The 19126-nt window shown below is 63.8% G+C and carries 14 protein-coding genes and 3 pseudogenes; 9 read left to right on the forward strand and 8 right to left on the reverse strand.

Features of this window, described 5'->3' with window-relative positions:
* Positions 1-180: 180 nt before the first annotated feature.
* Positions 181-1536: pseudogene (gene hemN / locus ACSKB8_RS19050) on the reverse strand (oxygen-independent coproporphyrinogen III oxidase).
* Between the two features lie 207 nt (positions 1537-1743).
* On the opposite strand from hemN, the gene ACSKB8_RS19055 reads away from it, so the two are divergent.
* The 4 genes from ACSKB8_RS19055 (at position 1744) to ACSKB8_RS19070 (ending at position 5031) form a co-directional block, all read left to right on the forward strand.
* The gene (locus ACSKB8_RS19055; protein WP_370990290.1) at positions 1744-1950 is read left to right on the forward strand and encodes a hypothetical protein; all 207 of its coding nucleotides are present in this window, start codon (positions 1744-1746) and stop codon (positions 1948-1950) included.
* Positions 1951-1975: 25 nt separating this feature from the next.
* Positions 1976-2854, forward strand: a complete 879-nt coding sequence (locus tag ACSKB8_RS19060; RefSeq protein ID WP_438105665.1) for a copper chaperone PCu(A)C — start codon at positions 1976-1978, stop codon at positions 2852-2854.
* Positions 2855-2976: 122 nt separating this feature from the next.
* Complete coding sequence (nirK, locus tag ACSKB8_RS19065; protein WP_438105666.1) at positions 2977-4101, forward strand: copper-containing nitrite reductase; 1125 nt, start codon at positions 2977-2979, stop codon at positions 4099-4101.
* A 51-nt stretch (positions 4102-4152) separates the two neighbouring features.
* On the forward strand, positions 4153-5031 hold the full coding sequence (locus tag ACSKB8_RS19070) for an SUMF1/EgtB/PvdO family nonheme iron enzyme (protein ID WP_438105667.1): 879 nt from the start codon (positions 4153-4155) through the stop codon (positions 5029-5031).
* A gap of 201 nt (positions 5032-5232) precedes the next feature.
* On the opposite strand, the gene ACSKB8_RS19075 is transcribed toward ACSKB8_RS19070, so the two are convergent.
* Together ACSKB8_RS19075 and ACSKB8_RS19080 are read right to left on the reverse strand one after the other, a co-directional pair.
* On the reverse strand, positions 5233-5883 hold the full coding sequence (locus ACSKB8_RS19075; RefSeq protein WP_438105668.1) for a 3-oxoacid CoA-transferase subunit B: 651 nt from the start codon (positions 5881-5883) through the stop codon (positions 5233-5235).
* Between the two features lie 68 nt (positions 5884-5951).
* Positions 5952-6659, reverse strand: coding sequence for a CoA transferase subunit A (locus ACSKB8_RS19080; protein ID WP_438105669.1), 708 nt, complete (start codon positions 6657-6659; stop codon positions 5952-5954).
* 272 nt (positions 6660-6931) lie between these two features.
* Here ACSKB8_RS19080 and ACSKB8_RS19085 point away from each other — a divergent pair.
* Positions 6932-8823, forward strand: a pseudogene (locus tag ACSKB8_RS19085) (AsmA family protein).
* Positions 8824-8917: 94 nt separating this feature from the next.
* Here the strand turns inward: ACSKB8_RS19085 and dctA are convergent.
* Positions 8918-10303, reverse strand: a complete 1386-nt coding sequence (gene dctA / locus ACSKB8_RS19090) for a C4-dicarboxylate transporter DctA (protein ID WP_438110584.1) — start codon at positions 10301-10303, stop codon at positions 8918-8920.
* Positions 10304-10516: 213 nt separating this feature from the next.
* Positions 10517-11584, reverse strand: a pseudogene (locus ACSKB8_RS19095) (PrpF domain-containing protein); the annotation flags it as partial.
* Between ACSKB8_RS19095 and ACSKB8_RS19100 the strand changes: the two are divergent.
* The 4 genes from ACSKB8_RS19100 to ACSKB8_RS19115 all read left to right on the forward strand — a co-directional run bounded on the left by ACSKB8_RS19100 (position 11550) and on the right by ACSKB8_RS19115 (position 16120).
* A complete protein-coding gene (locus ACSKB8_RS19100; protein WP_438105670.1) occupies positions 11550-12530 on the forward strand; it encodes a LysR substrate-binding domain-containing protein in 981 nt (326 codons plus the stop codon). The pseudogene ACSKB8_RS19095 and the gene ACSKB8_RS19100 overlap by 35 nt on opposite strands.
* A gap of 389 nt (positions 12531-12919) precedes the next feature.
* Complete coding sequence (locus ACSKB8_RS19105) at positions 12920-14305, forward strand: ABC transporter substrate-binding protein (RefSeq protein WP_438105671.1); 1386 nt, start codon at positions 12920-12922, stop codon at positions 14303-14305.
* A 94-nt stretch (positions 14306-14399) separates the two neighbouring features.
* Complete coding sequence (locus ACSKB8_RS19110; RefSeq protein ID WP_128946844.1) at positions 14400-15272, forward strand: carbohydrate ABC transporter permease; 873 nt, start codon at positions 14400-14402, stop codon at positions 15270-15272.
* Positions 15269-16120: a carbohydrate ABC transporter permease gene (locus ACSKB8_RS19115; protein WP_438105672.1), complete on the forward strand. Its 852-nt coding sequence runs from the start codon at positions 15269-15271 to the stop codon at positions 16118-16120. The genes ACSKB8_RS19110 and ACSKB8_RS19115 overlap by 4 nt, the downstream gene beginning before the upstream one ends.
* Positions 16121-16224: 104 nt before the next feature.
* Here ACSKB8_RS19115 and ACSKB8_RS19120 read toward each other — a convergent pair whose 3' ends face one another.
* Genes ACSKB8_RS19120 through ACSKB8_RS19130 form a run of 3 tightly spaced genes read right to left on the reverse strand, consistent with a single transcriptional unit; the run spans position 16225 to position 19122 of the window.
* Entirely contained in the window at positions 16225-17037 is an 813-nt protein-coding gene (locus ACSKB8_RS19120; RefSeq protein ID WP_438105673.1) for an ABC transporter permease subunit, read from the reverse strand.
* A gap of 4 nt (positions 17038-17041) precedes the next feature.
* Positions 17042-17956 (reverse strand): ABC transporter permease, encoded by a 915-nt coding sequence (locus tag ACSKB8_RS19125; protein WP_438105674.1) that lies wholly within the window; start codon positions 17954-17956, stop codon positions 17042-17044.
* Entirely contained in the window at positions 17953-19122 is a 1170-nt protein-coding gene (locus ACSKB8_RS19130; protein ID WP_438105675.1) for an ABC transporter ATP-binding protein, read from the reverse strand. The genes ACSKB8_RS19125 and ACSKB8_RS19130 overlap by 4 nt, the downstream gene beginning before the upstream one ends.
* Positions 19123-19126 lie beyond the last annotated feature (4 nt).

The raw sequence follows: 19126 nt of genomic DNA on the forward strand, positions 1-19126 counted from the left end.
CGACGATAGCGGAGCGGGCGGAGTTTCTTTGTTGAAGCGCAAGCTGTTGCCAACTCACCAACGCGTCATTCCGGGGCGCGCGCAGCACGAGCCCGGAATCCATTGTGCAGCGCGTGATGTGGAACAATGGATTCCGGGCTCGCGCCAAAGAGGAGCGCCCCGGAATGACGGAGAGAGCGTCTAAACCGCTCGGCTGTGCAGCTGCTTTCCTGGATCCAGATGCGCGTCGAACGCCGCCGCGACGCTGCGGACCAGGAAGCGCGAGTCCCTGGCGACCGCGAGCTTATCGCCGTCCAGCCTCACGACGCCGTCAGAGATCAGCGGCTTCAGACGCGACGCCGATTTCAGCATCGCCTCGGGCTCTGCGCCATGGCGCGCGCAGATGTCGCCGAGATCGGCGCCGAACTCGCACATGATACGCTCGATGATGTCGGCGCGCAGCCGGTCATCATCGGTAAGCCCATAGCCCTTCGCGGTGGCGAGACGGCCAGCGCCGATGGCACTGCGCGTAGGCGCCGATCTGCACCTCGTTCTGGACGTAACCTTGCGGCAGGTGTCCGATCGCGCTCGCGCCGAAACCGAGCAGCACCTCGGCCTTGTCTGTGGTGTAGCCCTGGAAATTGCGCCGCAGCGTCCGCTCCTCGAAGGCCACGGCCATGGAATCGTCGGGTCGCGCGAAATGATCGAGCCCGATCTGCACGTAGCCGGCCTCCTTCAGCGCATTCGCGATCGCGCAAGCCTGGTCGTGACGCGCAGGGCCGTCGGGCAGGACGGCCTCGTTGATCATGCGCTGATGCTTCTTGAAATCAGGCACATGGGCATAGCCGAACACCGAGAAGCGGTCGGGCGCGAGCGCGAGCGCGCGCCGGACCGTGTCCAGGCACGAGGCGACGGTCGCCTGGTGCGGCAGCCTGCAGATCAGGTCGAAATTCACTCCCGCGATATCGGCGCGCCTGAGCATGTCGACGACGCAAGCCGTCTGCTCGAAACGCTGCACGCGGTTGATCGCGCGTTGCACGACGGGATCGAAACTCTGAACCCCGAGGCTCGCGCGGTTGACGCCGGAGAGCCGCATCGCCTCCACCATGTCGGCGGTCAGCGTCCGAGGATCGATCTCGACCGCGATCTCGGCCGTGGGCAGCACGAAGAATGCCTGGCGCATCGTTGCCATCAACTCGGCGAAAGCTTCCGGCGCCATGATCGTCGGCGTGCCGCCGCCGAAATGAATATGCTCGACCTTGATGCGGCGGCCGATGGTGTCGGCCACTTGCACGATCTCGCTGCGCAATGTCCGCTGATAGGCCGCGATCAGATCGTCGCGGCGGACGATCTGGGTATGGCAGCCGCAATACCAGCACATCTCGCGGCAAAACGGCACGTGCAGATGAGCAACGCGCTGGCGCCCGCCGGGAGCTCGGCAAGCCACCCGGCGTAGGTGTCTCCACCGATCGCAGGCGAAAAGTGCGGTGCGGTCGGGTAGCTCGTGTAGCGCGGCAACCGTTCGTCGCCGTAGCTCACCGCGAGATCAGCTCTCATATCTTACCCATTCGTAAATTCGGCCGCTTGCTGACGCCGCGGCGAGTCACGGAATGCATTCAGCTAACCCGGATTCGCGCCGGCGACCTTGCGCTCGCGCAAAGTCCGGATGGAGCGGCGAGGGCAAACATTGCGCTCGCGCAAAGCGCAATGACCGGTTCCGCGCCATGCTTATGGTCGATCGCACGGCCATCCGGAGCGTTTGCCATGAGGCTTCTCGCACTCGAATTGATCCTGTCCCTGCTCGATGTCCGCGGCCATATCCCGCGCTTCGACGACTTCCGCCCCGTCCCGGCAGCTCCAGCGACCGGCCCTGTCGGCATCGCGCGCGCTCTGGCCGCCGCAATCGCTGTCTTCATCGTGCTGTCGCTGGCGGTCTGGGCAACGGTCTTTCTCGCCATACAGCTGCTCTAGTCGCATCTTCGCGAAAGCCTCGATCATGATCTCATCCAGACGCATCCTCGCCGGCGCGGTCGCCTTGTCGTGCCTTGCCGGGCCGCCCGCCTTCGCCGCCGACACGACCTGTGGCGATCTCGTCATCACCGCAGCATGGAGCCGGGCGACGCCTGGCGGCGCCAGAGTCGCCGGCGGCTATCTCACGATCGAGAACAGAGGGCTCGCACCGGAGCGGTTGAAGACCGCATCGACCGCGCATGCGCTGAGAACCGAAATCCACGAGATGGCCGTCAACGACGGCGTCATGACCATGCGTCCACTGGACAACGGAACTCGCTGCATCGCGCCCGGCCAATCCCTCTCGCTCGCACCCGGCGGCGGACACCTGATGTTCATCGGGCTCGACGCACCGCTGCGCGTGGGCGACGAGGTGCCGGTGACGCTGTCGTTCGAACATGCCGGCGACGTGACGGTGATGCTCGACGTGCAGGCCATCGGCGCACAGGCGCCGGACAAAGCCGGCAGCAAGCAGGCCGCCGAGCCCGCGCCGCAGCCGAAACAAACGATGTCGGCGCCGCCCGCGGCAACGTCCGAGGCGGACGAGAGCTTCTTCACCCATCTTCACGCCGAGAAGGCCATGGCGAACGTCACGGTCTCGCCCGGTCGCGCCGGGCCGGTCGAGATCGCGATCCAGCTCGAAGATGCGAACGAGTTGCCGCTGGGCGCCGACGCAGTGGCGGTCACGCTCGGCAATCCCGAGCATGGCGTGGCGCCGGTGACGGCAAACGCCGAACGTGTCGGTCACGATCAGTGGCGCGTCACAATGTCGGCGCCGTTGTCGGGACGCTGGTCGCTCGGCCTCGACATCCGCATCACGTCCTCGGACGCGGTCAACGTCGTGTCGCCAATACTACTCCGGTAAGCGACCTAAGTACTGTCGCGGAGGCAAATCTGGCTGAAGGTTGTTGCAGCGCAAATCATCTTGCTGTGATCGGCGCACACTGCATCCGTCATCAAAACCATTTCAGATGAAGGATGCTTCCGATGTTCACCCGCAGAGCTGCACTGATCGGCGCCGCCGCGACTGCGCTGATGTTGGCGACCCCCGCTTTGGCCGCTGATGATCTCAAACTGCCTCGACAGAAGGTCGAGCTGGTCGCTCCGCCTTTCGTGCATGCGCACGAGCAAGCGACCAAGCAGGGCCCCAAGATCATCGAGTTCAAGCTCACCATCGAGGAGAAGAAGGTCGTCATCGACGAGAAAGGCACCACCTTCCAGGCGATGACCTTCAACGGCTCGATGCCGGGACCGCTGATGGTCGTGCATGAGGGCGACTACGTCGAGACGACGCTGGTCAATCCCGCCACCAACACCATGCCGCACAACATCGACTTCCATTCCGCGACCGGTGCGCTCGGCGGCGGTGCGCTCACGCTGGTCAATCCCGGCGAGCAGGTCGTGCTGCGCTGGAAGGCGACCAAGACCGGCGTATTCGTCTATCACTGCGCGCCGGGCGGCCCGATGATCCCCTGGCATGTCGTCTCCGGCATGAACGGCGCCGTGATGGTGCTGCCGCGCGACGGACTGAACGACGGCAAGGGCCACGCGCTGAAATACGACAAGGTCTACTATATCGGCGAGCAGGACATGTACGTGCCGCGCGACGAGAAGGGCAATTTCAAGTCCTACGATTCGCCCGGTGAAGCCTTCACCGAGACCGAAGAAGTGATGAAGAAGCTCACGCCGACCCATGTCGTGTTCAACGGCAAGGCCGGCGCGCTGACCGGCAAGAACGCGCTGACCGCCAATGTCGGCGAAAACGTGCTGATCGTGCATTCGCAGGCCAACCGCGACAGCCGTCCGCACCTGATCGGCGGCCATGGCGACTATGTCTGGGAGACCGGCAAATTCGGCAATGCCCCCGAAGTCGGGCTCGAGACCTGGTCGATCCGCGGCGGTTCTGCGGGCGCGTCGCTGTACAAATTCCAGCAGCCCGGCATCTACGCCTACGTCACGCATAACCTGATCGAGGCCGCAGATCTCGGCGCCACCGCGCACTTCAAGGTCGAAGGCAAATGGAACGATGATCTGATGACCCAGGTGAAGGCGCCGGCCGAAATTCCGGCGCAGACGCAGGGCGCGCTGGAGACCGGCCGCAAGACCAACTGACAAACAGAGGGGCCGGCAAATCGCCGGCCCCTTTTCTTTGCGGGGATCACCATGCTGATCGCATTCAAGCTGAAGTTGGCGCTGGCCTGCGCGGCCGGACTCGCGGGACCGCTGGCGGTCGCGCCTCTGGTCTCCGAGAGGGCGACCCCGCGCGCGGGCGGCGAGCCGGCGATCGTCGAGATCGCCGCCGGCAGCTTGGTCTATCGCGAGGCCGGTGATTTCACGCGCGCCGGGCAGCAGGCCGAAGCGCCGCTGCGAAAGCTGCGGTTCAACAGACCGCTTCACATCATGCGCGAACAGGTCTCCTCCGCCGACTTTCAGCTCTGCGTGCAGGATGGCGCATGCCGCGCGCTGGGCCGCGACATCGTCGTCGCGCCCGATCGCCCTGCGGTCCAGGTGAGCTGGTACGACGCCGAAGCCTATGCGGGCTGGCTGTCGCGCAAGACCGGCAGGCATTATCGCCTGCCGAGCGACGAAGAATGGGCATTTGCCGCCGGCAGCCGTTTTAAGGATGACGGCGTGCCGGTCGACGCAAGCGATCCTTCGAGGCGCTGGATCAGCCGCTACGAGCGTGAGTCCGAGCGCGACCTCGCCGACACCACCGCCTATCCGTTCGGCAAGTTCGGCGTCAACGAGCACGGTCTCGAAGACATCTCCGGCAACGTCTGGGAATGGACCTCGACCTGCTTCGTGCGCTCGCGGGTCGACGAGACCGGCAATGCCATCCGCCCGACCGTGAATTGCGGCGTGCGCGTCGCAGAGGGCGCGCACCGCGCCTATGTCACCGATTTCATCCGCGACGCCCGCGCCGGCGGCTGCGCGCAAGGCGTGCCGCCCGCCAATCTCGGCTTCCGCCTGGTGCGGGAGGAAAGGTCGTGGGTCGCGAGCGTGTCGGCGCGCTGGGGCAAGGTGTGGTCGGCGCGGTCTTGACGCTGGTAGCGGGAGCGCGCTCGTGCCTCTCCAATGTCGTCCTGGCCTAGTGCGCAATTGCGCACTAGGCCAGGACGACACCGGGGATGTAGAAGCGACCTGCCGCCTCGCGACCTCCCAGGCCCGATCACCCGCCTGACCCGCACGTTCAAACGAAAATGGCCGGGCAAGCCCGGCCATTCGCAACTACTTCCAGCTGCGTTACGTATTCTTCAGCGCGACGCGGAATTCGGCTTCGGTCTTGGCCTTGACCTCGTCGAGCGTGACGCCGTCAGCGAGTTCGATCAGGGCCATGCCGCCGTCGCCGTGCTTGTCGATGGTGAAGACGGCAAGATCGGTGACCACCATGTCGACCACGCGCTCGCCGGTGAGCGGCAGATTGCACTTCTTCAGGAGCTTCGGACCGTCCTTGGCGGAATGCTCCATCACCACGACGACGCGCTTGACGCCGGCGACGAGGTCCATCGCGCCGCCCATGCCCTTGACCATCTTGCCGGGGATCATCCAGTTGGCGAGATCGCCGTTCTGGGCCACCTGCATCGCGCCGAGGATCGAAAGATCCATGTGGCCGCCGCGGATCATGCCGAAGGAATTGGCGCTCGAGAAATAGGACGTCGAGGGCAGCTCGCTCACGGTCTGCTTGCCGGCGTTGATCAGGTCCGCGTCCACCTCGTCTTCATAGGGGAACGGGCCCATGCCGAGCATGCCGTTCTCGCTCTGGAGGCTGACGTCCATGCCGTGGGGGATGTAGTTCGAGACCAGCGTCGGGATGCCGATGCCGAGATTGACGTAATAGCCGTCGCGCAATTCCTTCGCGGCGCGCGCGGCCATCTGTTCACGGGTCCAGGCCATCGTTGTGCTCCTGTCGATTCTTTAGTGGCGCATGATCTGATCGGAAAACCGGCTTCCACTTTTCCGGATCATGCGCTGGTGCGCGGGCGGGTGTTGCGGAATTCGATGCGCTTCTTGGCCGTGCCGACCTCGACGATGCGCTTCACGAAAATGCCGGGCGTGTGAATGTGGTCGGGATTGAGTTCACCGGCCGGAACCAGATGCTCGACCTCGGCCACCGTGATCTTGGCGGCGGTCGCCATCATCGGGTTAAAGTTGCGCGCGGTCTTGCGATAGATGAGGTTGCCGGCGGTGTCGCCCTTCCAGGCATGCACGATGGCGAGGTCGGCGAACAGGCCGCGCTCCATCAGATACTTCTCACCGTCGAACTCCTTCACTTCCTTGCCTTCGGCGATCAGCGTGCCGACGCCGGTCTTGGTGTAGAAGGCCGGGATGCCTGCGCCGCCGGCGCGAATGCGCTCGGCCAGCGTGCCCTGCGGATTGAATTCGAGTTCCAGCTCGCCGGCGAGGAATTGCTGGGCGAACAGCTTGTTCTCGCCGACATAGGACGAGATCATCTTCTTGATCTGCCGGGTTTCCAACAGGCGGCTGAGCCCGATGCCGTCGACGCCGGCATTGTTGGAGACCACCGTCAGGCCCTTGACGCCGGACTTCCGGATCGCGTCCGACAGCTCCTCGGCGATGCCGCAGAGGCCGAAGCCGCCCGACATGATCATCATGTTGTCTTTGAGAATGCCGTCGAGAGCCGACTTGGCGTCGGGATAGACCTTGTTCATGCAAATGACCTTCGACTGAACCTTCGGCTTGCGGGCGTCGCGCCTTATTGGCGGCGATTATTAGGCGAAATTCTCCGAGGCCGTCAATGATACGGGGTTCTCCGTTCCGCCCCCGGGTGGTAGAAGCTGCCCACGCCGTGGGCAGAATCGCCCGCGGCCTTGAAAGCGACAAGAAAACCCATCAAGTTGCGGGGGTTGGGCGTGGGCACGCAGGTTTCCCGACCCGCCCTTCTGGCTCCAACGACCAACCCGATCAGGACATGCCATTGACCATGGCCCAAGGAATGAAGCGCCTCGGGACGCCGATCGCGGCGCTGCTCGGCGTGGCGCTGATAGCCTTGATCGCGACCTCCTGGCTCATCAACCGTGACGCGCTGCGCAAGGCGGTGGAAGCGCAGATCCGCGACGTGACCGGGCTCGAGCTCAGTGTCGCAGGCAACATCGACATTTCGGTCCTGCCGGCGAGCTACATCTCCTTCCGCGACGTCGGTCTCAAGGGCGGCGGTGCCAACGATCCCGCGCTCCATGTCGACGTGCTCACCGCCAATTTGCGGCTGCTGCCGCTGCTGCTGCAACGATTCGAGATCGCCGACCTGGCGCTGCTGCGGCCGCGCATCCATGTCAGCCTGAAGCCGGACGGCGAGAGCAACTGGACACCCTTCATCCAGACCATTGCACGCACCATGAAGCCCGGCGCCGACAACCAGGTGTCGTTCTCCGAGATCAGGATCCAGGACGGCGTACTCAATTACGAGGACGCCGCCACGCACGCCACCGAGAAGCTCGAGGACATCGACCTGTCGCTGGCCTGGCCCTCGATCTCGCGCTCCTTTGCCGCGACCGGACAGTTCGACTGGCGCGGCGAGCGCGTCGACGGCTCGATCAGCTTTTCCGATTTCGTCGCCGCCCTCTCCGGCGAGCGGTCGGGGTTGAAGGCGCGGATCGCGAGCGCGCCGCTCAAGCTCGCCTTCGACGGCAGCGTCGCCAACCGCACCAGCCCGATGATGGAAGGCACCCTCACCATCGACAGCCCGTCCTTGCGCAACGCCCTGCGCTGGACCGGACAGCCGCAGCCGGGCAGCGGCGGCTTCGGCCGTTTCGCGCTGAAGGCGCGCGCCAACGTCGTGGGTGCCTCGATCGCGCTCACCAACGTCAATGTCGAGCTCGACGGCAATACCGCCGAGGGCGTCATGACCTACGCCAATAACGGCCGGCAGACGCTGCAGGCGACGCTCGCCGCCGACGCGCTCGACTTCACGCCTTATATCTCGACCTTCCGCCTGCTCGCGAGCGGAGCGCGCGACTGGAACAGACAGTTGTTCGATCTCAACGGATTATCGACCACCGACCTCGACATGCGCCTGTCGGCGGCAAAGCTGACGGTCGGCCCGTCGAAGCTCGGCCGCACCGCGATCGGCGCCAATTTGCGTAACGGCACGCTGGCGCTCTCGGTGGGCGAGGCCCAGATCTTTGGCGGCATCGCCAGAGGCTCGTTCGGCATCGCGCGCGCCGACAGCGTCGCCGACATCAAGGCGCAGTTCCAGTTCACCGATGTCGATCTGCAGGCCTGCGCCACCGAGCTGTTCGGCATCAGCAAGCTCTCGGGGCGCGGCAACATCAACGTCTCTCTCCTCGCCTCCGGCTCGAGTCCGTTCGGTCTCGTGCAGTCGCTCGACGGGACAGCTACCGTGACCGGGCATGACGGCGCGATCGCGGGCTTCAACGCCGAGCAACTGCTGAAGCGTCTGGAGCGGCGGCCGCTGTCCGGCGGCGGCAATTTCCGCAACGGCTCGACCCCTTATAACAATCTCACCATCGCGGTGAAATTCGCCGACGGGATCGCGACCGCCGAGGACATCCGCATCGAAGGGCCCGCGGCGAAGATCACGATGACCGGCACCGCCTCGGTGCCGACGCGCGAATACGACATGAAGGGCGTGGCGAGCCTCAACACGACGTCCGGCTTTCAATTGCCCTTCATGGTGCAGGGGCCCTGGGACGATCCCCTGATTTTCCCCGACCCCGAAAGCTTGATCCGCCAGTCGCCAGCGGCGTCGCCCTTCCTCGATCTCCTGAAGCAGCGCATCACCGGGGGCGGAAGCGCCCCGCGCAGGATGGATCGCCGACGGCGGAGAATGCGAAGGACAGCGCCAAATCCAACTAGAGTGATCAACGTCGCTCTCTTAGGGGTCGGCAGCCTGCGGGCCACGGGCTCGATTTGCCAAGCTGAATACTGCGACCGATTTGCAAACGCTGCGTCAAGCGGCCGATTGCGTCGTCGAGATCCAGCTCTTGTCCTCCCGCACCAGCGCTGCCTCCCCGATCTTCGTCCCGGCCGCGGCCGTGACAGTGCCGCTCTGCCCCAGTTCACGGGCCAGCACCTCGCGGTCACAGGCGTCCTCCCACAGCGAAACGGTGATGGACGCGACACAGTTGCTGATCATGCTGGTCAGCGCCCGCGCCTCCGACATGAAGCGGTCGATGCCGACAAGCAGCGCCACGCCGGTCACGGGCAAATCCGGCATCACGGAGAGGGTCGCGACAAGCGCGACGAAGCCGCTGCCGGTGACGCCGGCCGCCCCCTTGGACGTCAGCAGCATCAGTCCGAGCATCGCCGCGATCTGACCCCATGACAGGTGAATGTCACAGGCCTGCGCAATGAAGATGGAGGCCAAGGTGAGATAAATGGCGCTGCCGTCCAGATTGAAAGAGTAGCCCATCGGCAACACGAGCCCTGACACGCCTTTCCGGCATCCGAGCTGCTCCAGCTTGCGCAGCGCGCCAGGCAGTGCCGGCTCCGACGACGACGTGCCGAGCACGATCAGCAGTTCTTCCCTGAAGTAGCGGATGGTCTTCCATAGGCTGAAGCCGTTCAGCCGCGCCAGCGTACCAAGCACGACGACCACGAAGACGGAGCAGGCGATATAGAATGTCAGGATCAGCAGTCCGAGCGAACCAATCGAGCGGATGCCGTAGCGGCCTACTGTGAACGCCATGGCGCCAAAGGCGCCGAGCGGCGCGAGCTTCATGATGAAGCCGAAGGATACAAACAGCACGTGTGAGAACGAGGCGACTGCCTTTGTCACCACGACACCCCCATCGCCGGCGCGGCTTAAGCCAAAGGCGATCAGGACGGAGATCAGTAGCACCGGCAGCACTTCGCCATCGGCAAACGCTCCAAAGAACGAATGCGGGATGATGTGCAGCATGAAGTCCGCAAATCCGGTCGCACCTGCCTGCTTGGTGAATTTCGCAGCCACCGACGGGTCCAGCGTATTGACGGAAACATGCATGCCCGCGCCCGGCTGGATCAGCGACACGGCGATCAGCCCGGCCAGCAGCGCGAGCACGGTCAGCAGGTAGAACAGCGCCATGGATTTCACCAGCGTGCGGCCGACCTCGCGGGAATCGCTGATGCTGTTGATGCCGCTGACGATGGTGCAAAACACGATCGGCGCGATCATCATCTTGACCAGCTTGACGAAGCCGTCTCCGAAGGGCTTCAGCGCCGCACCAAATTCAGGCCAGAAATGGCCCGTGAGGACGCCCAGCAGGAGACCGATCAGCACCTGGACGTAGAGAATCCGGTAGAATGGCTTCCGCGCCTCGGTGTTCGGCTGTCCAACCAGCGCTTGCTTGTGCATTCTCGTTTCTCCCATGGCTCTGATTTTCTTGATGGCTGCGGAGGCGGCGGGCTTCAGGCCGCCAAGACCGAATGAGGCACGTGCGACCGGCGGGCGAAGACGTGGCCCTCGAAGATCCGCCGGGCAGTCCGCTGCACCCGGGCTGACCGGACCGGGCTCCAGCCGAACCACGAGCTGGCCGGAGGGATGGGCGAGCGTGATCGGCACCGGCAGCGCCAGCGGTCCCACCATGTCTGCGGCGATCGTTCCGGGCGTGAGGCACGCTGTCGCGATCGCGACAGCACCGGTCACGGCCAACGCGCCATGGCAGTCATGCGGCATGAAGTATCGGGTGTTCAACGTCGCCTCGCCCGCAGACGCAATCAGAACCGGCTTCGGGATCACCATTGTCGCGGAATTTGGAAAACCCATCAGGCGGCCGGCCTCGATGCGCAAGTTCTCGAGACGCGCGCGGAAGCCGCTGTCGGCAAAGTCCGAAGGCGTCTCACGGCCGGTCCATCCCAGATCCGACGCGCGGACCAGCATGACCGGCATCGCCGCGTCGATGCAGGTCAAATCGATTCCTTCGATGCGGTCGATCGGACGTCCCGTCGGCAGCAGGCGACCGGTGCGTGCGCCGGCCGCGTTGGGGAAAGACAGTTCGATGGGCGCGGCCGTTCCCGGTACGCCGTCGATCCGCGCCTCGCCCTCGTAAGTCACCCGCCCTCCGGGGGTGGCAACGGTCGCATCAATCAGCTTGCCGGTGTTGACATTGTGGATGCGGACATGGGTGCGATCTGCGGTCGCGGCGACCAGGCCGGCCTCGATTGCGAACGGTCCCACCGCCGCCAGCATGTTTCCGCAGTTCGGCGAGGTATCGACGATCCCTTCACGAACACGTACCTGGGCAAACAGGTAGTCAACGTCGGCGCCGGGCACCGTTGCCGGTCCGATGATCGCGACCTTGTTGATAACGGCATTGCCGCCGCCGATTCCATCGATTCCAAGATCGTGCCCACCTCCCATCACAGACAACAGGACCGCGTCGCGCGACCTGGGGTCGGCGGGAAGATCGCGGGCCAGGAAAAATGGTCCGCGCGAGGTGCCCCCGCGCATGACCACACAGGGAATGGCAATCTGATCGTTCATGGAGTTCTTCCGTTCGGCGACATCTTCGCCCGAACCGAAGCATCCTCCCTCTGAACTCTTTTGTGAAATGCAAATATCTGATGTATTATTTCGTTTACAGAAATAATGGAGTCCTGCCATGAACGCAGAACTGCTCGACCTCAGGGCGTTCATCACCGTCGCGGAGACGGGAAGCTTTGTCCGGACCGCCAAGGCGCTGAACCTGTCTCAACCAGCGCTCAGCCGACGTATTCAGAAGCTGGAAGAAAGCCTCGGCGCGCCGTTGCTCGAGCGGTCGACGCGCCACGTTAATCTCACCATGACCGGCCGTGACTTCCTGCCGAAGGTGCGCCGCCTCATCGACGAGTTCGAGACCTCGGTGCTCGCCATCCAGGATATCGGCGCGCGAAGTTCAGGCTTGGTCTCGGTGGCTGCGGTGCCGACAGCGGTGTTCTATTTCCTGCCGCGAGCGATCGGCCGATTTGCCGAAGCGTATCCGCGCATTCGCATCCGGATTCTGGACATCGGTGCCAATGAGGGATTGGAAGCTGTCGCGCGCGGCGAAGCCGACTTCGGCATCAATTTCATTGGTGCTTCGCATGCCGAAATTGAATTTGAGAAACTGGTTGAGGATCCTTTCGTCCTGGCCTGCCGTCATGACCATCCGTTGGCATCGCGCAAACAGGTCAGTTGGTCGGAGATCGTGCCGCACCGGGTCATCACCGTCGGTCGCAACAGCGGCAATCGCGCGTTGATCGACAATGCGCTGGCGCGACACGGCCTGCAGCTGAACTGGTCCTATGAAGTCGCGCATCTCTCTGGTTCGCTTGGCCTCGTCGAAGCGGGACTCGGAATCGCCGTGCTACCGAAGCTCGCGACGCCAGCCGCCGGCCATCCGATCATTCACACCCTTCGGTTGATCGAGCCGGAAGTGTCGCGGACGATCGGAATCGTGCGCAGGCGCGGGGCGACACTATCCCCTCATGCCAGCCAATTTCTCAAGATGCTGCTCGAGGCATGGCGCTCTCCTTTCCGGACAAGCGGGCAAGGCAAGCCGCGGTCCCGATCCGCCGAGGCAAGTTCAAATACAGCTTCGACGGGTCTGAAGCGGAAACGCTGATAGCTCGCCAGCAGAGCGGGGCAAGACCGTTCCCTGTCGAACCGGAGTTCCTCGGATCAATCCGCCCGTTTCACAGAGGCATTTTTGGCCCTGCAGCCAGAGCACCGCTGCCTTGCGAGCGGGTTGCGTTGCGTTCAGTCCTCATACTGCTTAAAATGCCTCTCGCTGGCGGCGAGCAGCCGCGCATTGTCAGGCCAAGCCAGAACGCACAAGGCGAATTGATTGCCGCGAATTGATGCGGCGATTGGATCGATGCACGCATTAAGCATCTCCGCGAGGCTCCATCCCCACGACATTGGTCTGACAAGATGGCGCTAGATCAGACTTCCGCCATGCGCTAGTGTTTTATACGACCGGTTAAAAACACCGGCCGTTTGAGGGAGAAAAACGTGAGATCCAAGGTTATTGGCGCAGTATCATTGGCGGTCGCTGCGGTTGGGCTGTTTGCGGCCACTGCACCCGCCTTTGCGCAGCAGAAGACGATTACGGTCTGGTGGGGCAAGGGCTTCTATCGCTCCGAAGACGATGCGTTGATCGACACGATCAAGAAGTTCGAAGCCAAGACCGGCATCAAGGTCGAATTGTCGCAGTACGCGATCCAGGACATGATTCCGAAGACGGTCGCCGCACTCGATGCCGGCACGGTGCCCGATGTCGCCTACTCCGACTCTTATGACGTGCAAGCGCAGGGCAAGTGGGCTTACGAGGGCAAGCTCGAGGACCTCACGGATGTCATGGAGCCGATCAAGGGCCGGTTCGTGCAGAACACGCTGGACGCGTCGATCCTCTACAACGACGTGACCAAGAAGAAGGCTTATTACGGCTTCCCGCTGAAGCAGCAGAGCATGCACGTCCAGATCTGGAACGACATGCTGGAGAAGGCCGGCTTCAAGCAGAGCGACATTCCGACCGATTGGACGGGCTACTGGACGTTCTGGTGCGACAAGGTGCAGCCGGCGATCCGCAAGGCGACCGGCCAGCGCATCTATGCCGTCGGCCAGCCGATGGGCGTGGAATCCACCGACGCCTTCCAGTCGTTCTACACCTTCATGGACGCCTACCACGTCAAGCTGGTTGACGACGACGGCAAGCTGCTGGTCGATGATCCCAAGGTCCGCGAGAACCTGATCAAGGCGATGAAGGACTACACCGACACCTACATCAAGGGTTGCACGCCGCCCTCCTCGACGACCTGGAAGGATCCTGACAACAACGTCGCCTTCCACAACAAGACCATCGTGATGACTCACAATTTCACGATCTCGATCGCGGCGAAATGGTTCGAGGACTCGCAGAACCAGGCCCTTACCCAGGAGCAGCGCGACGCCGGCAAGAAGGCCTATGAACAGGACATCATCACGGCGTCCTTCCCCAAGGCGCCCGATGGTTCGACCATCCGCTACCGCTCCGACGTCAAGACCGGGCTGGTCTTCACCGCGGCCAAGAACAAGGCCGAGGCGAAGCAGTTCATCAGCTTCCTGCTCCAGGAAGAGAACGTCCGTCCCTATATCGAGGGCGCACTCGGCCGCTGGTTCCCGGTGACGAAGGAAAGCCAGGAAAGCCCGTTCTGGCAGGCTGACAAGCACCGCAAGGCGGTCTACACGCAGTTCAAGGGCGGCACCGCCGCGTTCGACTTCACCAAGAACTGGAAGTTCACGATCCTCAACAACGAGAACGTGTGGGCGAAGGCGATGAACCGGGTGGTGAGCGAGAAGGTTCCGGTCGACAAGGCCGTCAACGAACTGATCGCCCGCATCAAGCAGGTCGCGGGTTAAGTCATCCGCCCCTCTCCCCGCGTTGCGGGGAAAGGTATAAGAACAACACCGGCCGCGTTTCGCGGCCGGCTTCTCTTTGAAGAGACCGAAAAGAATGGCGATCACGCTCTCTGGCGATCAGGCAATCCCCGGCCCGCCCCTGTCGTCGCGGCTGACCCCGGCGCAGGTCTGGGGCATCGTACTGCTCGCGCCCTATCTGCTCGTTTTCCTCGCCTTCGTCGTCTATCCCGTCGGCTACGGGCTGTGGCTGGCGCGCGCCCCGGCGAACTATGTCGCGCTCTACAACGACCCGATCTTCGCGCGCGCCGCCGTCAACACGCTGATCTTCCTGGTCATCGGCATCAACATCAAGATGCTGATCGCGCTGTTCCTGTCCGGCTTCTTCGCCCAGCAGCGCACCTGGATCAAATGGCTCTCGGTGATCTTCATCCTGCCCTGGGCCGTGCCGTCGATCCCGACCATCCTGTCGGTACGCTTCATGCTCAATCCCGAATGGGGCATGATCAACCACTTCATCTTCACCCTCACCGGCGACGACGGCCCGAACTGGCTGAACGATCCCACCGTGGCGCTGACCATGGCGATCGCCGTGCACATCTGGAAGTCGCTACCGTTCTGGACGCTGATCCTGATCACCGGCCGCCTCGCGATCTCCCACGATCTGTTCGAGGCCGCCGAGGTCGACGGCGCGAGCTGGTGGCAGAAATTCCGCTACATCACCTGGCCGTCGATGCAGACGCTCTACGTCACCTGCACGCTGCTCTCGATGATCTGGACGCTCGGCGACTTCAACAGCGTCTATCTGCTCACCGGCGGTGGCCCGGCCGACCTAACGCACGTGCTGTCGACGCTCGGCATCCGCTATCTCCGGCTCGACCAGCTCTCGCTGGCCATGGCGTCCATCGTCTGCGCGATGCCGTTCGTCCTGCCGCTCGTGTACTTCATGATGAAACGGTTGTCGCGATGAAGCTCCCCTCCTTGCGCGAAGTCGCGATCGAAGCGCGGCTGCTGCTGATCGGTATCCCCGTCTTCCTTTGGACGATGATCCCGATCTATCACATGTTCCTGTTCGCGATCTCCCCCAAGGAGGACGCGTTCTCGGGCAAGCTGTGGCCGGATCATCCAACGCTGCATAACTTCGAGATCGTGTTCAAGCAGCAGCATTATTTCCTGCGCGACTTCTACGTTCAGTTCTGGAATTCGACGCTGATCGCGGCGTCCGTCGGCGTGCTGACCCTGTTCATTGCGACCGCGGCGGCGTTCTCGATCTCGCGGCTGAAGGTGCCGGGCGGACGCATGGTGTTGAACCTCGCGCTCTTCACCTATTTCATCCCCGCGGCGTTCCTCGCCGTGCCGATGTATCGCACCATGGGCAATTACGGCCTGCTCAACAATCACTGGTCACTGATCCTGGCCATGGTGACGATCGCGAGCCCCTACGCGATCTGGGTGCTCAAGCAGGCCTCCGACAAACTGCCGGTCGAGCTGGACGAGGCCGCCGTCATGGACGGCGCGACGACGCTCCAGATCTTCCGCCTGGTCTATCTGCCGTTGATGATGCCGTCGCTGGTCGCGATCGGTACCTATGCGGTGCTGCTGGCCTGGAACGAATATCTCTACGCGTTCCTGCTGCTCTCGAACGACCGCGAGATCACCCTCCCCGTCGCGCTCGGCAACTTCCTCGCCGCCGACAACTCGCCGTGGGAGCTGTTGATGACGACCGGCTTCATCTACGCGCTGCCGCCGGCCGCGGTCTACTACGCCTTCCGCCGCTACATGGTAGGCGGGCTCACGGCAGGTGCGGTGAAGTCGTAACAGCCCTTCGTGTCATTGCGAGGAGCGTAGCGACGAAGCAATCCAGAGTGTTTCCGCGGGGGGCATTTCTGGATTGCTTCGCTTTGCTCGCAATGACGATCGGCTCACAGCGGCGCCGCGCTCTCGCCCTGCGAACTCGACAGCTTCGAGGCGAGCGAGGCGATGACGATCACCACCGCGATCAGGGCGATCACCAGCGTGCAGATCGCGTTGATCTCCGGCTTCACCCCCAACCGCACCTCCGAGTAGATCCGGATCGGCAAGGTCGCGGAGCCGGGGCCGGTGGTGAAGCTCGCGATCACGAGATCGTCCAGCGACAGCGTGAATGCCAGCATCCAGCCGGCGACGATTGCCGGCGCAATCAGCGGCAGCGTGACGGCCACGAAGGCGCGGACAGGATCGCAGCCGAGGTCCATCGCCGCCTCCTCCAGCGAACGATCGAGCGAGCCGAGACGGGACTGCACGACCACGGCGACGAAGCACATCGTCAGCGTTGTGTGGGCGATCGTCACCGTCCAGAAGCCGCGCTCGGCATTGAGCGCGACGAACAGCAGCAGCCACGACAATCCGGTGATCACCTCCGGCATCACCAGCGGCGCATCGAGCATGCCGGAGAACAGCGTCCGGCCGCGAAACCGCTCGCCGCGCGACAGCGCGACCGCTGCGAGCGTGCCGAGCAGCGTGGCAATGGTCGCGGACGAGACCGCAACCCGCAAACTCATCCAGGCAGCCTCGATCATGGCGCGGTCGTTGAAGAACTCGTGATACCAGCGCAGCGACCAGCCGCCCCATACCGTCACCAGGCGCGAGGCATTGAAGGAATAGATGACGAGGATGAGGATCGGCAGGTAAAGGAACGCCAGCCCCAGCGCGAGCGAGGCGATGTTGAAGCGGGAGAGACGGGAGAGCTTGCGCATCGTCTCAGCGCCCCTGTTCCAGCTGCCGCTTCTGAAGCCGCTCGTACAGCAGCAGCGGCACCAGCAGCACCACCAGCAGCACGATGGCCGCCGCGGACGCGACCGGCCAGTCCTTGTTGGTGAAGAATTCGAGCCAGAGGGTCTGGCCGATCATCAGCGCGTTGGAGCCCGCGAGAAGGTCCGGAATGACGAACTCGCCGACGATGGGAATGAAGCACAAGAGCACGCCGGCGCCGACGCCGGGCAGCGACAGCGGGAAGGTGACGAGCCAGAACACCTGCCAGGGCGGCGCGCCGAGATCGCCGGCCGCCTCCTCCAGCGCCGGCTCCATCTTGGCGAGCGTGGCGTAGAGCGGCAGGATCATGAACGGCAGATAGGAATAGACGATGCCGATATACATTGCGCTGTCGGTGGAGAGCCACACGACGGGCTGGCTGACCAGATGCAGTGCCAGCAGGATCTGGTTGAGCAAGCCGTCGTGCTGGAGGATGTTGATCCAGGCATAGATGCGGATCAGGAACGAGGTCCAGAACGGCACGATCACCAGCACCATCGCCACCGCCTGCCAGCGCTTCGGCAGCCGCGCCATGCCATAGGCGATGGGATAGCCGATCAGGAGCAGGAGCACGGTCGCCGTGACGGCGACGGTGAGACTGCGCACATAAGCGAATACATAGATGTCGTCGGAGATCAGCAGCCTGAAATTATCGATCGACAACGCAGCAAGCGCCGTCTTCAGCGCTTCCCATCCCGCCGCCAGGTCGAACACGGGCTCGTAGGGTGGCTGCGCAATCGCCGTCTGCGACAGGCTGATCTTCAGCACGAAGGCGAACGGCACCAGGAAGAACAGCACCATCCAGACGTAAGGCGCGATGGCAGCAAAACGCGCCGGCCGCGCGAAGATGCGGCGTCCGCTCATGACGGCAACACCACGCAGTCGTCGGGCGTGAACCAGGCGACAACGTTCTGGTTCACGCTGTAGGCGTCGACGTCGAGACGCGCGCTGTTGACGACTGAAGCTTGCACCATTCCGCCGTCGTCGAGCTTCACCTTATAGGTGGTGATGCCGCCGAGATAGCAGATGTCGGCGATCACACCGTCCAGACTGTTGATCGCCGTTTCACGACCGGCCTCAAACACCGGGCCGCGGCGCGAGAGCTTGACCTTCTCGGGTCGGATCGCGACCGACAATTTCGCCTCGCTCACCCGCTCGCGCGGCTCGGCCGCAACCGAAGTCCCGGCCTCGCGCGTGGCGATGACCAGGCGATGACCGTCGCGCAATTTGAACTCGCCCTCGAACAAATTGACGTCGCCGACGAATTCCGCGATCCAGCGCGAGCGCGGCGCCTCGTAAAGTTCGCGCGGGCTCGCGACCTGCGCCAGCTTGCCGGCATTCATCACGCCGATCCGGCTCGCCATCGTCATCGCCTCCTCCTGGTCGTGGGTGACGATGATGAAGGTCATGCCGAGCCGGCGCTGCAGCTCCATCAGTTCGGCTTGCGTGCTCTCGCGCAGCTTCTTGTCGAGAGCTGCGAGCGGCTCATCGAGCAGCAGGAGCTGCGGTCGGCGGGCCAGCGCGCGGGCCAGCGCCACGCGCTGGCGCTGGCCGCCGGAGAGCTGGTCGGGCTTGCGCTTCTCAAGTCCCTCGAGCTTCACCAGTGCGACCATCTCCGCCACACGCGAGGCGACGTCGGCGCGCGCCATGCCGGCACGCTTCAGGCCGAAGGCGATGTTGTCGCGCACCGACAGGTGCGGAAACAGCGCGTAGCTCTGGAACATCATGTTGATCGGACGCTCGTGCGGCAAGGCCTGCGCGATATCCTTACCCCCGAGCAGGATGCGCCCCTCGTCCGGCGCCTCGAAACCGGCGAGCATGCGCAAAAGCGTGGTCTTGCCGCAGCCGCTCGGACCAAGCAGCGCGAAAAACTCGCCGGCCTTGATGTCGAGCGACACGCCGTCCACGGCACGGAACGTCCCGAACGTCTTGGCGACGCCCTCGATGCGCAGCAACGGCTGCCCGGCCGCCGGATGTTGATCTCCGCTGGCCGCATTGGCCGCGTCTGTTCTGGGCAACTCGTCCGTCATGTTC

This window comes from Bradyrhizobium sp. BR 1432 (genome assembly GCF_051547705.1).
Lineage (GTDB): Bacteria > Pseudomonadota > Alphaproteobacteria > Rhizobiales > Xanthobacteraceae > Bradyrhizobium > Bradyrhizobium zhanjiangense.

Excerpts from the sequence above, each read along its gene's own strand:
- ACSKB8_RS19055 (WP_370990290.1), top strand. The coding sequence starts at position 1,744 with ATGAGGCTTCTCGCACTCGAATTGATCCTGTCCCTGCTCGATGTCCGC.
- ACSKB8_RS19060 (WP_438105665.1), top strand. The coding sequence starts at position 1,976 with ATGATCTCATCCAGACGCATCCTCGCCGGCGCGGTCGCCTTGTCGTGC.
- nirK (WP_438105666.1), top strand. The coding sequence starts at position 2,977 with ATGTTCACCCGCAGAGCTGCACTGATCGGCGCCGCCGCGACTGCGCTG.
- ACSKB8_RS19070 (WP_438105667.1), top strand. The coding sequence starts at position 4,153 with ATGCTGATCGCATTCAAGCTGAAGTTGGCGCTGGCCTGCGCGGCCGGA.
- ACSKB8_RS19075 (WP_438105668.1), bottom strand. The coding sequence starts at position 5,883 with ATGGCCTGGACCCGTGAACAGATGGCCGCGCGCGCCGCGAAGGAATTG.
- ACSKB8_RS19080 (WP_438105669.1), bottom strand. The coding sequence starts at position 6,659 with ATGAACAAGGTCTATCCCGACGCCAAGTCGGCTCTCGACGGCATTCTC.
- dctA (WP_438110584.1), bottom strand. The coding sequence starts at position 10,303 with ATGCACAAGCAAGCGCTGGTTGGACAGCCGAACACCGAGGCGCGGAAG.
- ACSKB8_RS19100 (WP_438105670.1), top strand. The coding sequence starts at position 11,550 with ATGAACGCAGAACTGCTCGACCTCAGGGCGTTCATCACCGTCGCGGAG.
- ACSKB8_RS19110 (WP_128946844.1), top strand. The coding sequence starts at position 14,400 with ATGGCGATCACGCTCTCTGGCGATCAGGCAATCCCCGGCCCGCCCCTG.
- ACSKB8_RS19115 (WP_438105672.1), top strand. The coding sequence starts at position 15,269 with ATGAAGCTCCCCTCCTTGCGCGAAGTCGCGATCGAAGCGCGGCTGCTG.
- ACSKB8_RS19120 (WP_438105673.1), bottom strand. The coding sequence starts at position 17,037 with ATGCGCAAGCTCTCCCGTCTCTCCCGCTTCAACATCGCCTCGCTCGCG.
- ACSKB8_RS19125 (WP_438105674.1), bottom strand. The coding sequence starts at position 17,956 with ATGAGCGGACGCCGCATCTTCGCGCGGCCGGCGCGTTTTGCTGCCATC.
- ACSKB8_RS19130 (WP_438105675.1), bottom strand. The coding sequence starts at position 19,122 with ATGACGGACGAGTTGCCCAGAACAGACGCGGCCAATGCGGCCAGCGGA.